At 75.2% G+C, this 13,093-nt stretch carries 13 protein-coding genes; 10 read left to right on the top strand and 3 right to left on the bottom strand.

Features of this window, described 5'->3' with window-relative positions; genetic code table 11:
- The first annotated feature begins 180 nt into the window (after window positions 1-180).
- The 6 genes from ACQRUO_RS16100 to ACQRUO_RS16075 all read left to right on the top strand — a co-directional run bounded on the left by ACQRUO_RS16100 (window position 181) and on the right by ACQRUO_RS16075 (window position 4,975).
- Entirely contained in the window at window positions 181-957 is a 777-nt protein-coding gene (locus ACQRUO_RS16100) for a hypothetical protein (protein WP_428316593.1), read from the top strand.
- 135 nt (window positions 958-1,092) lie between these two features.
- Complete coding sequence (locus tag ACQRUO_RS16095) at window positions 1,093-2,001, top strand: SPFH domain-containing protein (protein WP_428316592.1); 909 nt, start codon at window positions 1,093-1,095, stop codon at window positions 1,999-2,001.
- 8 nt (window positions 2,002-2,009) lie between these two features.
- A complete protein-coding gene (locus tag ACQRUO_RS16090; protein WP_428316591.1) occupies window positions 2,010-2,315 on the top strand; it encodes a hypothetical protein in 306 nt (101 codons plus the stop codon).
- A gap of 56 nt (window positions 2,316-2,371) precedes the next feature.
- Window positions 2,372-3,337 (top strand): ABC transporter ATP-binding protein, encoded by a 966-nt coding sequence (locus ACQRUO_RS16085; RefSeq protein WP_428316590.1) that lies wholly within the window; start codon window positions 2,372-2,374, stop codon window positions 3,335-3,337.
- Window positions 3,334-4,098, top strand: coding sequence for an ABC transporter permease (locus tag ACQRUO_RS16080; protein ID WP_428316589.1), 765 nt, complete (start codon window positions 3,334-3,336; stop codon window positions 4,096-4,098). The genes ACQRUO_RS16085 and ACQRUO_RS16080 overlap by 4 nt, the downstream gene beginning before the upstream one ends.
- A gap of 58 nt (window positions 4,099-4,156) precedes the next feature.
- The gene (locus ACQRUO_RS16075; RefSeq protein ID WP_428316588.1) at window positions 4,157-4,975 is read left to right on the top strand and encodes a class I SAM-dependent methyltransferase; all 819 of its coding nucleotides are present in this window, start codon (window positions 4,157-4,159) and stop codon (window positions 4,973-4,975) included.
- A 22-nt stretch (window positions 4,976-4,997) separates the two neighbouring features.
- Here the strand turns inward: ACQRUO_RS16075 and ACQRUO_RS16070 are convergent, their stop codons facing one another.
- Window positions 4,998-5,918, bottom strand: coding sequence for a helix-turn-helix domain-containing protein (locus ACQRUO_RS16070; RefSeq protein WP_428316587.1), 921 nt, complete (start codon window positions 5,916-5,918; stop codon window positions 4,998-5,000).
- A 238-nt stretch (window positions 5,919-6,156) separates the two neighbouring features.
- Between ACQRUO_RS16070 and ACQRUO_RS16065 the strand changes: the two genes are divergently transcribed.
- Window positions 6,157-7,149, top strand: a complete 993-nt coding sequence (locus ACQRUO_RS16065) for an aldo/keto reductase (protein ID WP_428316586.1) — start codon at window positions 6,157-6,159, stop codon at window positions 7,147-7,149.
- A 17-nt stretch (window positions 7,150-7,166) separates the two neighbouring features.
- On the opposite strand, the gene ACQRUO_RS16060 is transcribed toward ACQRUO_RS16065, so the two are convergent.
- Window positions 7,167-8,039: a helix-turn-helix transcriptional regulator gene (locus ACQRUO_RS16060; protein ID WP_428316585.1), complete on the bottom strand. Its 873-nt coding sequence runs from the start codon at window positions 8,037-8,039 to the stop codon at window positions 7,167-7,169.
- Window positions 8,040-8,207: 168 nt separating this feature from the next.
- Here ACQRUO_RS16060 and ACQRUO_RS16055 point away from each other — a divergent pair, with 168 nt between their 5' ends.
- The 3 genes from ACQRUO_RS16055 (at window position 8,208) to ACQRUO_RS16045 (ending at window position 12,206) form a co-directional block, all read left to right on the top strand.
- On the top strand, window positions 8,208-8,831 hold the full coding sequence (locus ACQRUO_RS16055) for a YbhB/YbcL family Raf kinase inhibitor-like protein (RefSeq protein WP_428316584.1): 624 nt from the start codon (window positions 8,208-8,210) through the stop codon (window positions 8,829-8,831).
- A 125-nt stretch (window positions 8,832-8,956) separates the two neighbouring features.
- On the top strand, window positions 8,957-9,160 hold the full coding sequence (locus tag ACQRUO_RS16050) for a DUF6229 family protein (RefSeq protein ID WP_428316583.1): 204 nt from the start codon (window positions 8,957-8,959) through the stop codon (window positions 9,158-9,160).
- A 160-nt stretch (window positions 9,161-9,320) separates the two neighbouring features.
- A complete protein-coding gene (locus ACQRUO_RS16045) occupies window positions 9,321-12,206 on the top strand; it encodes a type 2 lanthipeptide synthetase LanM family protein (RefSeq protein ID WP_428316582.1) in 2,886 nt (961 codons plus the stop codon).
- A gap of 65 nt (window positions 12,207-12,271) precedes the next feature.
- Here ACQRUO_RS16045 and ACQRUO_RS16040 read toward each other — a convergent pair whose 3' ends face one another.
- On the bottom strand, window positions 12,272-12,955 hold the full coding sequence (locus ACQRUO_RS16040) for a cyclase family protein (RefSeq protein ID WP_428316581.1): 684 nt from the start codon (window positions 12,953-12,955) through the stop codon (window positions 12,272-12,274).
- Window positions 12,956-13,093: the final 138 nt, after the last annotated feature.

The following is a 13,093-nucleotide window of genomic DNA, read 5'->3' as shown; positions in this document are numbered from 1 at the left end:
GCGAGCGTGCGCGGACAGCACGCCACCCGGCGGCCTGGTCGGCCACCGCTCCGCTCGGCGCTCAACGATACCTCAGATGAAAATGGATTTCATTTCACTCAAGCCATAGCGCCAGTCACTGTCGGGCCATTGCCGTACGTTCGTGCCGACCGCGTGCGCCGCCGCTGCCTGAGGAGACCCATGGCCGACACCATCAACTCGCTCGCCTCCCGCGTCCATGAACTGCTGGTGGCGAACCCGACCAATCCGGCGGCCTCGGCCGTCCCCGTCACCGCGGGCTTCCACGACGTCATCGCGCGCGCCACCGCGCTCGGCCCGGACGCGGCCTGGCTGATCGGCGCCGGGCACAGCGGGCTCGCCACCCTGGCCTTCCTGCACCGCCGGCTCGACCAGGCGCTCTTCCACCTCGACGCCGCCGTCACGGCCGGCTTCAACGACTGCGTCGCCCTCCACGCCGCCGCGCTCCGGCCGCTGCACGAGGACCCCCGCTTCCGCGCGATCTACCAGCGGATCCGCATCACCCTGGCCGACCTGGACGAACTCGTCTGGATACACCAGGAGATCCACCTCATGTCCCGGGACGCCGCGAGGGCCTCCACCGAGAACATCGGCCGCCACGACACCGGGTTCTCGCTGCTCCCCAAGGCCCTCATCCCGACCCGGGTGCCGAACACCCCCGGGGTCCTGATCGCCCGGATCGACCTCGCCGCCACCCAGACCGTGCTCCAACGCGCCGTCATGAAGGCGAGCATCAGCCGCGCCGCCGGCAACGCCGCCATCAGCGCCGTCTCCTACACCTGGAACGACGCCCGCGCCCGGCGGGACGCCTGGCGCGCCGACGACCTGGAGTCCCAGCGCCGCCAGGCCGCCGCTGCCCGCGCCTTCGTCGAGCGTCCTGGCGTCAGCACGCTGGTCATTCCCTGTCCGCCGCTCGGGTCACTCGTCTGTCCGTCCTGAGCTGGTGACCGACCTCAGCGTGGCCGCCCCGCCGCGCCGCCGGGCCACGCGCATGGGCGGGAACCGGACCGGGAATAAGTGATATCCCTATACTCGAAGGAGCGAACCCCGAGCCAGGGAAGCGAGGCGGGCCGGATGGACAGGGCGGCGGACGGAGCGGGGCGGGTGCCGGGTGGGCAGCCGCCGGTGGGGGTGGTCGGGCTGGTCGAGCGGGCGGCCCGGACGGCGCCCGGTGGGATCGCGCTGGCGGTGGCGCTGGCGCTGCTGGTCGCGGGCGCGGCGACGGTGGGGAACGTGCGCGGCCTGGGGGTGGCGCTGCTGGCACTGGGGGCGCTGACCCTGGCGGGGCTCACCGCGGTGGCTCCGGGGCAGGCCCGGGTGGTGTCGCTGTTCGGCCGCTACCTGGGGACGGTGCGCACCACCGGGCTGTGCTGGGTGAACCCGTTCACCAAGCGGCAGCGGGTGTCGACCCGGATCCGCAACCACGAGACCTCGGCGCTGAAGGTGAACGACGCCGACGGCAACCCGGTGGAGATGGCCGCGGTGGTGGTCTGGCAGGTGTCGGACACCGCCAAGGCCGTGTACGCGGTCGAGGACGTGGTGGCCTTCGTGGCCACCCAGACCGAGACCGCGGTGCGGCACGTCGCCGGCAGCTACCCGTACGACGCCCGGGGCGCGGAACGCCTGTCGCTGCGCGAGAACGCCGAGGAGATCACCTCGCGGCTGTCCGACGAGATCGCCGAGCGGGTGGCGGCGGCCGGGGTGTCGGTGGTCGAGTCCCGGATCACCCGGCTCTCCTACGCCCCGGAGATCGCCCAGGCGATGCTGCGCCGCCAGCAGGCGGACGCCGTGGTGGACGCCCGCAAGCGGCTGGTGGAGGGCGCGGTGGGCATGGTCCGGATGGCCCTGGAGCAGCTCGCCGCGGAGGAGCTGGTGGACCTGGACGAGGAGCGCAAGGCCGCCATGGTGAGCAACCTGCTGGTGGTGCTCTGCAGTGAGTCCGCGACCCAGCCGGTGGTCAACACCGGCACGCTGTACCAGTAGGCGCGGCCGTGGGGGAACGCAAGAACATCCTGCTGCGGCTCGATCCGGCGGTGCACGAGGCACTGACCCGGTGGGCCGGCGACGAGCTGCGCAGCACCACGGCCCAGATCGAACTGCTGCTGCGCCGCGCGCTGGCGGACGCCGGCCGGCTGCCGGGCAACGTCGGCAGCCTGCCGCGCCGCGGCCGCCCGCCCAAGCACCCGCGCCCGGCTGCGGAGGCGGCAGCTGCGGAGCCGGAGGCAGCGGGAGAGGCGGCAGCGGAGACGGACGCAGCGGGAGCGGCGGCGGACACCGACGCCCAACCGGAGGCGTGAGCGGACATCCGGCGGCCTCGTGGACCGCGGCGCAATAAAGTGCTATCACTTTATGTGTGAGCGGAAACAGCACCACACCCGCACAGCCCGCGATCCTGGTCGAGGGCCTGACCAAGCGGTTCGGCGAACGCACCGCCTTCGCCGACGTGAGCTTCGGCGTCGACTACGGCGAGGTCTTCGGCTTCCTGGGCCCCAACGGCGCCGGCAAGACCACCACCGTGCGCACCCTCGGCACCCTGGTGGCGCCCACCGCGGGACACGCGGCGGTCGCCGGGCTGCCGCTGCGCCCCGAGAACGCGGTGGAGATCCGGCGCCGGATCGCGGTCATGCCGGAGTCGCCGGGGCTCTACCTGCGGCTGAGCGTGGCCGAGAACCTCGCCTTCTTCGCCGGCCTGTACGAACTGCCCGACGCGTCCGAGCGGATCACCCGGGCGCTGCGCGCGGTGAACCTGCTGGACCGGGCCGACGACCCGTGCCGGGCCCTCTCCAAGGGCCTGCGCCAGCGGGTCGGCCTGGCCCGGGCGCTGCTCAGCGACCCCCAGGTGCTCTTCCTCGACGAGCCGACCTCCGGACTGGACCCGGTCGCCGCCCGCGACGTGCACGAGCTGATCGACGGCCTGCGCAACCGCGGGGTGACCATCTTCCTGACCACGCACCGGCTGGCCGAGGCCGAGCGGCTCTGCGACCGGGTCGGCATCATGAACACCACCCTGCGGATGATCGGCCGGCCCGACGAGCTGCGCGAACAGCTCTTCGCCAAGAGCCTGGAGATCCGCACCCGGGACCCGCTCGCCGACCCCGACCGCGTCTTCGGCGCCCTGCCCGGCCTCGAGGGCTGGCACCGCGGCGCCGACGGCGCCTACCTGCTGGCCGTGGCGGACCCCGACCTCGCCGCACCCGCCGTCACCCGCGCCCTGGTCGCCGCCGGTGCGGACCTGCTCTCGCTCAGCCCCTCCCGCCACTCGCTGGAGGACGTCTACCTGCAACTGATCGACACGGACGTGGAGGCGCAAGCGCGATGAGCAGCAACCCCACCGGAACCACCGCGACGAGCCTCAGCCCGGTCCGGATCCGCGCCATCGTCCGCAAGGAGCTGCGCGACTACCGCCGCAACCGGTTCGTCGCCTCGACCATGGCGATCATGCCGCTGATCTTCGTGGTGCTGCCGATCACGGAGATCTTCACCCTGCCCGGCTCGGCCCCGGCCGCCCGGATCGACAGGCTGGTCGGGCTGGCCATGCTCTACCTGACCCTGATCCCCGCGCTGGTGCCGGCCGTGGTGGCCGCGTACTCGGTCGTCGGCGAACGCGAACAGGGCACCCTGGAGCCGGTGTTGACCACACCGGTGCGGCGCGAGGAGTTCCTGCTCGGCAAGGCGCTCGCCGCCCTGGTGCCCACCCTGCTGATCTCGTACGTGATGTTCGGGATCTACCTCGGCGCGGTCGGCCTGTTCGCCCACCCGAACGTCTCCCAGGACATCTTCAAGGCCTCCCGCATCCTCCCCCAGCTGCTGTTCACCCCGCTGCTGGCCGGCTGGTCGATCTGGGCGGGCATCGCGATCTCCGCCCGCAGCACCGACGTCCGGGTCGCCCAGCAGCTCGGCACCCTGGTCAGCCTGCCGCCGCTCGCGGTGACCTCGTTGATGAGCTTCGGCGTCATCAAGCCCACCCTCACGCTCGCCCTGGGCCTGGCCGCCGCGCTGCTGGCGATCGACCTGCTGGCCTGGCGGTTGGTCGCGGTGCTCTTCGACCGCGAACGGCTGATCACCGGCGCCAAGGCCTGACCCGCACTCAGGCCACGGCCCGGGCCGCGCCCACCGCCTACCCTGGACGGACCAGGGCGTGTCCGGACCGAGCGAGTGGGTGAGCAGCGTGGACCTGACCGACGCGTACAGCACCGGCATCCTGAGCAAGGACATCCCCACCGAGCTCAGCCGGCTGCACGCCCTGGAGCGGCTGCTGGACCCGCCGGTGCGGGAGGTGCTGGCGGCCCTGCCGCTGCCCGCGGAGGCGCACTGCCTGGACATGGGCGCCGGCGCCGGCTCGATCGCCTACTGGCTGGCCGGGCACCGTCCGGCCGGCCGGGTCACCGCGGCCGACCTCGACCCGCGCTTCCTCGACCCCGACCGGGCCGGCAACCTGGACGTCGCCCGGGTCGACCTGACCCGCACGGAGTTCCCGCCGGCTGCCTTCGACCTGGTCCACACCCGGGCCCTGCTGGCCCACCTGCCCGGCCGCGACGAGCTGCTGCACCGCTCGGTCCGCTGGCTGCGCCCCGGCGGGCACCTGGTGGTCGGCGAGCTCTACCTGCTGCCGCTGGAGCAGACCGACCCGGTGCTGCGCCCCGGACTGGCGGTGCTCCAGGAGCTGTTCACCGCGCAGGGCACCGATGTGCACTGGGCGCGGCGGATCCCGGCGGTGCTCAAGTCGGGCGGCCTGCGGGACATCCAGGTGCGGCTGACCCCGCTCACCCTGGGGCTCGGGCAGCCGGCCGACGAGTTCTGGCAGCGGTCGCTGCGCCAGTACCTGCCGATCCTGCGCGAGCGCGGGCTGCGCACCGCGGACGAACTGGCGCAGCTGGAGCGGATGCTGGAGGACCGGGAGGCCACCGACCTGTGCTGGTTCTTCGTCACGGCGTGGGGGCGGCGCCCGCTGAGCTGAGCACCCCCGGCAACAACGCCGGTCAACCGGCCGCGGCGAGCAGCGTCTCGGCCGCCGCGGTGCGGGCGTAGAGCACCGAGCGGCCGACCCGGTGCGCGCTGACCAGGCCCGCCGCGCGCAGCGCCGTCAGCTGCTGGGAGACGCCGGGGGCCGAGCAGCCGGTGCGCCGGGCCAGCTCGGTGGTCGAGGCCGGGGTCGCCAGCTCCGCCAGCAGCAGCGTCCGGCCGCGGCCGAGCACGGCGGCGAGGGCCGCGGTCGGGGCGACGGGTCGCGGCTCCCACAGGGCGCCCAGACCGCGTGCGGCGTAGGCGATCTGCAGCGGTTCCGCGGGCAGTGCCCGGGTGAGCAGCTGGGCGGCGAACGCCGAGGGGATCAGCAGCAGACCGGTGCCGGCCTCGGCCCGGGGCAGCGAGCGGGTCCGGCCCTCCAGGCGCAGCGTGTTGGCGTCCCACCGCACCGTGGCGTGCAGGTCGTTGAAGACCTCGCGCACCCCGTGCTCGGCCACCTGCCGGGCCCGGTGGAAGACGTCGGCCTCCAGCACGGCGCGGATCCGGGCCCAGTACGGCGCCAGCGCCAGCTCCCAGTAGGTCTCGACCTCCTTGACCAGCCGGGGCAGGTGGGCCGCCGGGTCGGCGCGCAGCGCCCGCAGCCGGGGGCCGAGCCGGCCCTGCTCCGCCTCGACCCGGTCCAGGTCCCGGCGGACCAGCTCGGCCGGCACGGTCAGCAGCGCGGCGAACTCGGCCGCCGGAGTGGGCGCCGGCCCGACGGGGAGCGGGTTGACGAGGTCGGGGACGAAGCCGGCGGGCGGCACCGTCTCGGCCAGCCAGCCCCGGTCCAGCCCGGCCGCCGCGACCCGCGGGCGCACCTGCTCCAGCCAGCTGCGGTGGACCGGCGACGGCCGGCCGGAGCGGAGCAGCCGGAAGCTGGTGCCGACCTCCCACATCGGGGAGACGGCGAACCGGGTCTGGGCCAGGTCGTCGGCCGAGAAGGTCAGCTCGGAGCGGATGGTCCCTCCCGGAACGCGTGGACGGTCGGGGGCGGTCCCGGCCGGGCGGGGATGCAGCCGATCGACGATACAGCCCGGTCGAGGATGCAGCCCAGTCAAGGATGCAGCCCGGTCAAGGATTAAGGCCCCCCTTAATCAATGGCCGTCAGGGTAGCCCACCGAGATCATCCTCGGCATGCAGACCACCACCACGGACCGGCCGACCACCCACCCGACCGGCAGCACCGACCAGCGGCCCGCGGCGGCCGCCGGCAGCTGGCGGCTCGGCGACCTGACGGTCAACCGGATCGGCCTGGGCACCATGCGGCTGCCGCAGACCGGCGCCGCCTTCGACCACCTCGCCCCGCCCACCGACCGGGACCGCGACCAGGCCGTGGCGGTGCTGCGCCGGGCCGTCGAGCTGGGCGTGAACCACCTGGACACCGCGTCCTTCTACTTCTCCCCGCGCCGCTCGGCCAACGAGCTGATCAACCGCGCCCTCGCGCCCTACCCGGCGGACCTGGTGATCGCCACCAAGGTCGGCCCGTCCCGCCATCCCGACGGCTCCTGGCGCCCGCACGCCGGCCCGCACGAGCTGCGGGCGCTGGTCGAGGAGAACCTGCGCCAGCTCGGCCGCGACCACCTCGACCTGGTGAACCTGCGGATCGTCGGCACCGACTCGATCGCCGAGCGGTTCGCGGCGCTGGCCGAGCTGCGCACGGCGGGGCTGATCCGGCACCTGGGCCTGTCCAACGTGCACCCGCACCAGCTGGCCGAGGCGCTGCCGATCGCCCCGGTGGTCTGCGTGCAGAACCAGTACGGCATCGGCGTCGCCCCCGAGCACGACGGGTTCGTCCGGGACTGCGGGGCGCAGGGGATCGCCTTCGTGCCGTTCTACGCGATCGCGGCCCAGGGTCGGACCCGCGGCGCGGCCGGGGCGGAGCACCCCGAGCTCGTCGCCGTCGCCCGCCGGCACGGGGTGAGCTGCGCCCAGCTGCGGATCGCCTGGACCCTGCACCGCGGCCCGCACGTGCTGGCGATCCCCGGCACCGGCGACCCGGCGCACCTGGCGGAGAACGTCGCCGCCGGCGCCCTGCGGCTGTCGCCGGCCGAGCTCGCCGTCCTGGCGGAGGTGCACCAGCGGGGTGCCGCTGCCGAGGCGCCGAGCGAGGCGTCTGCGGGCGGCTGAGGTCGGCTGAGGTTTGCTCAGACCGCGATCGCGTGCACCGCCGCACCGCCCAGCCGGTCCGCCCGGGCGGTGATCAGCCGGCGCAGCCCCTGCTCGGTGGCCGGGTCGGCGGGGGTGACCACCATCAGGCGCTGGTCCGAGCCGTCCAGGGTGGCGAGCACGTCGTAGCGCACGCTCAGTTCGCCGACCAGCTGGTGGCGCACCCGCTTCTCGCCGTGGGCCCGCTCCTGCACCGTGTGGTCGTCCCACCAGCTGGCGAACTCGGCGCTGTGCTGCCGCAGTTCGTCGATCAGCGCGCCCAGCGGGCGGTCCGTGCGGTGGCGCGCCCGGTTGGCCCGCAGGTTGCCGACGATCTCCCGGGCCACCCGGGTCCAGTCGAGCTGCACCTCGCGGATGCCGGGGGTGCGGAAGAGCAGCCGGGCCACGTTGCCCGCGAGGCCGGTGCCGAACTCCTCGCCGAACAGCGCGGCGGCCGCGGCGTTGTGGGCCAGCACGTCGAGCCGGAAGTCCAGCACGTAGGCGGGCAGCAGCGGCAGCCCGTCCAGCAGGAGCTGCAACGACCGGCCGACCGGCGCCGGCAGGTGCGCGGCCACCGGGGCCTCGCCGCGGGCGATCAGGTGCAGGTGCGCGCGTTCGGCGGGCGACAGGCGCAGCGCCTGGGCCAGCGCGTCGAGCACCGCCGTGCCGGGGGTGCCGACCCGGCCCTGTTCGAGCCGGATGTACCAGTCGATGCTCACCGCGGCCAGCTGCGCCACCTCCTGGCGGCGCAGCCCGGGCGTGCGGCGCCGACCGGCGCCCGGCAGGCCGACCTCCTCGGGCTGCAGCCGGGCGCGCATCGCGCGCAGGAACTCCGCGAGATCGGTGTGGCGCTGTCCTGGTCGGTTCCCCATGCCGACCATGATCGGCAGCGCCGCGGGGCGGTGTCCAGCGCGCAGCCTGGCATCCCGCGTACCAGGATCCGGGGAGCCTTCCCGCCCGCCCGCCGTCCCGGAATGGTGATCCGCACACCCCGTCACCGGGTGCCGGCCACGCCCGGCACCGACGATCAGGAGGATCCCGTGCAGAAGTCCACCCGCACCGCCACCGCCCTGGGCGCCGCCGCGATCAGCGTGCTGGCGCTGGGCACCTCGGCCGCCACCGCCCACGGCGGCGGTCGCCCCGGCCGTCCGAGCTACGGCTACACCGCGGTCCGCAAGGGCGTTCCCGGCACCGCCGTGCGTTTCACGGTGACCAGCCCGCAGGTCCACGACGGCGGACGGTTCCCGGCCGACGCCTGGGCGGACGCGTTCGGCTGCTCCGGCGGCAACCAGCAGGTGCAGCTGGCCTGGCAGGGCGCTCCGGCGGCCACCCGCAGCTACGCGGTCACCATGTTCGACCCGGACGCGCCCACCGGTGCCGGCTTCTGGCACTGGCTGACCTGGGACATCCCGGCCGGCACCGACACCCTGGGCGGCACCCTGCCGGCCGGCGCGGTGGCCGGGACCGACGACGCCGGCGTGACCGGCTACCTGGGCCCCTGCCCGCCCGCCGGCGACCCGGCCCACCACTACCAGATCACCGTGTACGCGCTGGACGTGCCGAGCCTGGGCCTGCCCGCCGCCACACCCGCCACGGTGACGGCGTTCAGCATGAGCAGCCACATCATCGGCTACGCCCGGATGACGGTCACCGCGCAGCGCTGACCTCACGAATGACTACAACTGGCGTGAAGATGGCTGAAAATGACGCCAGCCAAGATGGATGAGCCGTTCTACCGTGGACACCCGATCTCCACCAAGCACCACACAAACGAAGGGAGTTGAGGGAGATGCCGAAGCTCGCCGAACGTCCCGCGGACGCCGTGGTCGAGGCCTGGCTCCGCGGCGCCGAGGGTGCCGACGGTTTCGCCAACCCGGCCGGCCCGCTCTACGTGGGCGGTTCCGCCGCGGAGGCCGCGCTGACCGATGCCAGCCGCGCCGTGTTCACCCACTGCAGTTCGTGCAGCGGTTCGACCGTCTACGCCTGTTGCTGAGGCCGTCCGCTCGAGCAGCTGACCTCGAGCGGCCGCCCGGGAGCAACGGCACCGGTCGAGGCTGACCGAAGGGCGGCGGCCCGTCCTCGGGGGCGGGCCGCCGCCCCCCGGCAGGTCGAACCGCCCCACCACCGAGCGCAGCCGAGAGGACGAGGTGCCCATGCAGCAGGAGCAGGCCGGGCCGGCCGCCCCGCGGGAGGACTGGTTCGCCGAGCCGACGCACGCGCTGGCGGCCCCGCTCTTCGCCGACCTGGAGAGCCGGGTCGCGCGGTGCACCGAACTGGCGCCCGCCGAACGGGGACTCGCCGCCGCCGCGCTCCGCGCCGACCTGTCGCGCTTCCTGCAACTGCGGCTGAACCGGGTCTTCCTGCTGGAGCTGAACGCCGCGGCCCGGGCCGGCGAGCTGACGGGCAGCGACCCCGAGCAGCGCTGGCGCAGCTTCGTCCGGCGCGCCACCGAGCCCGACTACCTGACCGGGCTGCCCCGCCGCTACCCCGTGCTGCCCGACCGGATCCGGGTGGCCGGGCAGCAGAAGATCGCCGCCGGGCTCGCCCTGCTGCACCGGCTCGGCCGCGACCGTGACGCGCTCGGCGCGCTGCTCGGCCGCCCGCCCGGTCCGCTGCGCGCCCTCGGCCTCGGCGCCGGCGACCAGCACCGCGGCGGCCACGCGGTGGCCCGGGTGGACTTCGAGGGCGGCACGGTGCTCTACAAGCCGCGCTCGCTGCGGGTGGACGCGGCCCTGGGCGGCTTCCTGGACCGGGTGCTGCCCGCCGGCCTGCCGGCGCCGATCCGCGTCCCGCCGGTGCTGCTGCGCACCGACGAGCACGGCGCCGGGTACGGGTGGGCCGCCCACGTGGCGCACCAGCACTGCCGCGGCACCGCCGAACTCGCCCTGTTCTACCGCAACCTGGGCCACTGGCTGGCCGTCATGCGGGTGCTCGGCGGCACCGACCTGCACGCCGAGAACCTGCTGGCGAGCGGCCCGGTACCGGTGGTGGTGGACGCCGAGACCATGTTCACCCCCGACCTGCCCGCCGCGCCCAGCGGGGTCGGCGAGGCGGTCGACCTGGCGGCCCGGATGGTGCGCGCCACCGTGCTGCGCACCGGCATCCTGCCGCTGCGCCTCGACGGCTACGTGCTGGCCGGCGTCGACCTGTCGGCCGCCGGCGGGCTGCCCGGGCAGCAGCCGCGGATCCCGACCCCGGTGATCGCCGACGGCGGCCGCGACACCGCGCGCCTGGAACTCGGCAGCACCGAGCTGCCACCCGCCCGCAACCACCCGAGCCCCGACCCGGCGCTGGCCGAGCACCGGCCGCAGGTGCTGGGCGGCTTCCAGGACCTCACCCGTCACCTGCAGGCGCTCGACGGCAAGGGCGAACTACGCGCCGCGCTGGCGGAGTTCGCCGACTGCGAGATCCGCTTCGTGCGCCGCCCCACCCAGTCCTACGTGGAGGTGGGCTGGATGCTCTGGCACCCGGCCTCGCTGCACGACGCCCCCGCCGCCCTGGCCCGGGCCCGCGACATCCTGACCCGCAACGCGCAGGCCAACCCGGCCGCCCCCGGGGAGCCCGAGCTGATCGAGCAGGAGATCGCCGACCTGCTGCGCGGAGACGTGCCGCTGTTCACCGCCCGGGTCGGCCCGGCCACCCTGGACGCGGCGCTGGCCGACTGGCGCACCGCCGAGTTCGAGCTGGAGGGCGAGGTGATCCGCGGCGCCCTGGTCGGCGCCTACCTCAACGAGCGGGCCGCGCTCGACGTGCGGGGGCCGGAGCACCAACCGCATCCGGCCACCGCCGCGCACGCCGGCCGGCTCGCCGAGCGCCGGCGCCGGCTGGCCACCGCGGCGGTCCGCCGGATCTGTGCCGCAGCGGTGCACGGCGCGGACGGCACGGTCACCTGGATCAGCCCCGCACTCACCGAACTCGGCTGGGTGATCCGCCCGTTGCCGGCCGACCTGTACAGCGGGCAGGGCGGCGTCGCGCTGGCCCTGGCCCAGTACCGGCAGGCGGTGCGGGCCGGCCTGGTCGAACCGGTGGCCGAGCTGGAACCGGTGCTGCGCGGCGCGCTGCGGGTGCTGGCCGGCACCGAGGACCTGTCGCCGGTCCGCCAGCTCGGCGGCTTCACCGGGCTGGCCTCGCAGCTGTGGACCTGGTCGGCGCTGCACGAACTGCTCGGCGAGGACTGGCTGCTGGCCCGCGCCCAGGCCCGCGCCGAGCTGCTGACCGCCGAGCGGATCGCCGCCGACCGCGACCTGGACGTGCTCGGCGGCGCGGCCGGCACCGTCGTCCCGCTGCTCGCGCTGGCCGCCGGCACCGGCCGGGAACGCCACCTGGCCACCGCCGCCGAGGCGGGCCGGCACCTGGAGCGCACCGCGCTGCTGGACGAGCGCGGCGCGCGCTGGTCCACCCCGCTCTTCCCGGCCGGGATCGGCGGCTTCGCGCACGGCGCCACCGGCGTGGGCTGGGCGCTGACCCGGCTGGCCCTCAGCCCGGCCGGCACCCCGGCCGAGCGCGATCGCTGGCGGCAACTGGCCCGGCACGCCTTCGACTTCGAGCACGCCCTGTACGACCCGCAGGCCCGCGCCTGGGCCGACCTGCGGCCGACCAGCGGCATCGACTTCGCCACCGCCTGGTGCCACGGCAGCACCGGCATCGGCCTGGCCGCCGCCGACCTCTACCGCCGCACCGGCGATCCGACCCACCTGGCCACCGCCCGCCGGGCCGGACCGGCGAGCCTGCGCGCGGGATACGGGTGGAGCCACACGCTCTGCCACGGCGACCTCGGCCTGTGCGAACTGCTCACCGCGGTCCGGGACTGCGAGCCCGAGCAGGCGCTCAGCCGGGGCCCGGCGGCCGCGCGGGCGGCCCGGGCCGAGGCCGAACTGCTCAGCGGCATCGAGGAGCACGGCGTGATCGGCGGCCTGGCCCGGGAGGCGTTCACCCCCGGGCTGCTGCCCGGCCTGTCCGGCGTGGTCCACGCACTGCTGCGGATGGAGCCCGGGCTGCGCCTGGCCTCCCCGCTGCTGCTCGGCCGGGCCGGGGAGTGAGCCGCCACCCGCCGGGCGGCGGCTCAGCTGCCCTCGAACCGGGCGCAACCACCCTCGCGTCGGGCTCAGCCGGCGTCGAGCAGCGCGTAGGCGCGGACCGGGAAGGTGCCCATCCGCGCCACCGCGACGGGCGCGGCGTGGAACGCGAAGCCCGCGTCGGGCAGCTGCTCCAGGCCGCGCAGGTGCTCCACGATCGGGATGTCGGCGGCCAGCAACCCGGTGTGCGCCGGGCGGGTGAGGTCGTCCGAGTCGTCGATGTTCAGCGAGTCGATGCCGACCAGCGCCGCACCCTGCTCCACCAGCCGGCGCACCGCGCCCTCGGTCAGGAAGGGGTGGTCGGCTCCGTACTCGGCGGTCCCGAAGTGCGCGTCCCAGCCGGTGTGCACCAGCACCGCGCGGCCCGCCACCGCCAGCCCGGCGAACGCCTCCGGCCCGATCCCGCGCGCCGCGCCGCGGGCCGCGGTGGCCCGGACCACCAGGCCGGGCAGGTCGACCAGCCGGGCGAGGTCGAAGTGCGCCAGGTCGGTGCCGCCTTCGAAGCGGTGGTACGGCACGTCGAGGTAGGTGCCGGTGTTCGCGACCATGCTGATCCGGTCGATCTGGAACTCGGTGCCGGGGGCGTAGCGGGCACGGGAGTCGGCCCGGGAGAGGTGGTCGACGATGTCCGGGCCGGGTACCCCGGGCAGGGTCGTCATGCCCTGCCGCACCACGTGCCCGAGTTCGACGACGGCGCGCCTGCCGATGCTCATCCTGGTCCTCCCGTTCGCGTTGCCGATCGGTCGGGGGCGGCGGCCGCCCCCGACGCGGGCACTCTAGGGCCTGTCGGGTCATCGGGCAGCTGCCGGTCCGATATCCGGACCGGCAGCCGAGGCACCGTCAGCCGGCCC

The sequence above is a fragment of the Kitasatospora sp. LaBMicrA B282 genome, from assembly GCF_050325825.1.
Lineage (GTDB): Bacteria > Actinomycetota > Actinomycetes > Streptomycetales > Streptomycetaceae > Kitasatospora.
Note: the sequence above shows the minus strand (reverse complement) of the source record. Positions and strands in the feature narration are given on the sequence as shown.

What these genes read in the sequence shown, in the direction of transcription:
- ACQRUO_RS16100 (WP_428316593.1), top strand. Translation starts at nt 181, where the DNA reads ATGGCCGACACCATCAACTCGCTCGCCTCCCGCGTCCATGAACTGCTG.
- ACQRUO_RS16095 (WP_428316592.1), top strand. Translation starts at nt 1,093, where the DNA reads ATGGACAGGGCGGCGGACGGAGCGGGGCGGGTGCCGGGTGGGCAGCCG.
- ACQRUO_RS16080 (WP_428316589.1), top strand. Translation starts at nt 3,334, where the DNA reads ATGAGCAGCAACCCCACCGGAACCACCGCGACGAGCCTCAGCCCGGTC.
- ACQRUO_RS16070 (WP_428316587.1), bottom strand. Translation starts at nt 5,918, where the DNA reads ATGTGGGAGGTCGGCACCAGCTTCCGGCTGCTCCGCTCCGGCCGGCCG.
- ACQRUO_RS16065 (WP_428316586.1), top strand. Translation starts at nt 6,157, where the DNA reads ATGCAGACCACCACCACGGACCGGCCGACCACCCACCCGACCGGCAGC.
- ACQRUO_RS16060 (WP_428316585.1), bottom strand. Translation starts at nt 8,039, where the DNA reads ATGGGGAACCGACCAGGACAGCGCCACACCGATCTCGCGGAGTTCCTG.
- ACQRUO_RS16050 (WP_428316583.1), top strand. Translation starts at nt 8,957, where the DNA reads ATGCCGAAGCTCGCCGAACGTCCCGCGGACGCCGTGGTCGAGGCCTGG.
- ACQRUO_RS16045 (WP_428316582.1), top strand. Translation starts at nt 9,321, where the DNA reads ATGCAGCAGGAGCAGGCCGGGCCGGCCGCCCCGCGGGAGGACTGGTTC.
- ACQRUO_RS16040 (WP_428316581.1), bottom strand. Translation starts at nt 12,955, where the DNA reads ATGAGCATCGGCAGGCGCGCCGTCGTCGAACTCGGGCACGTGGTGCGG.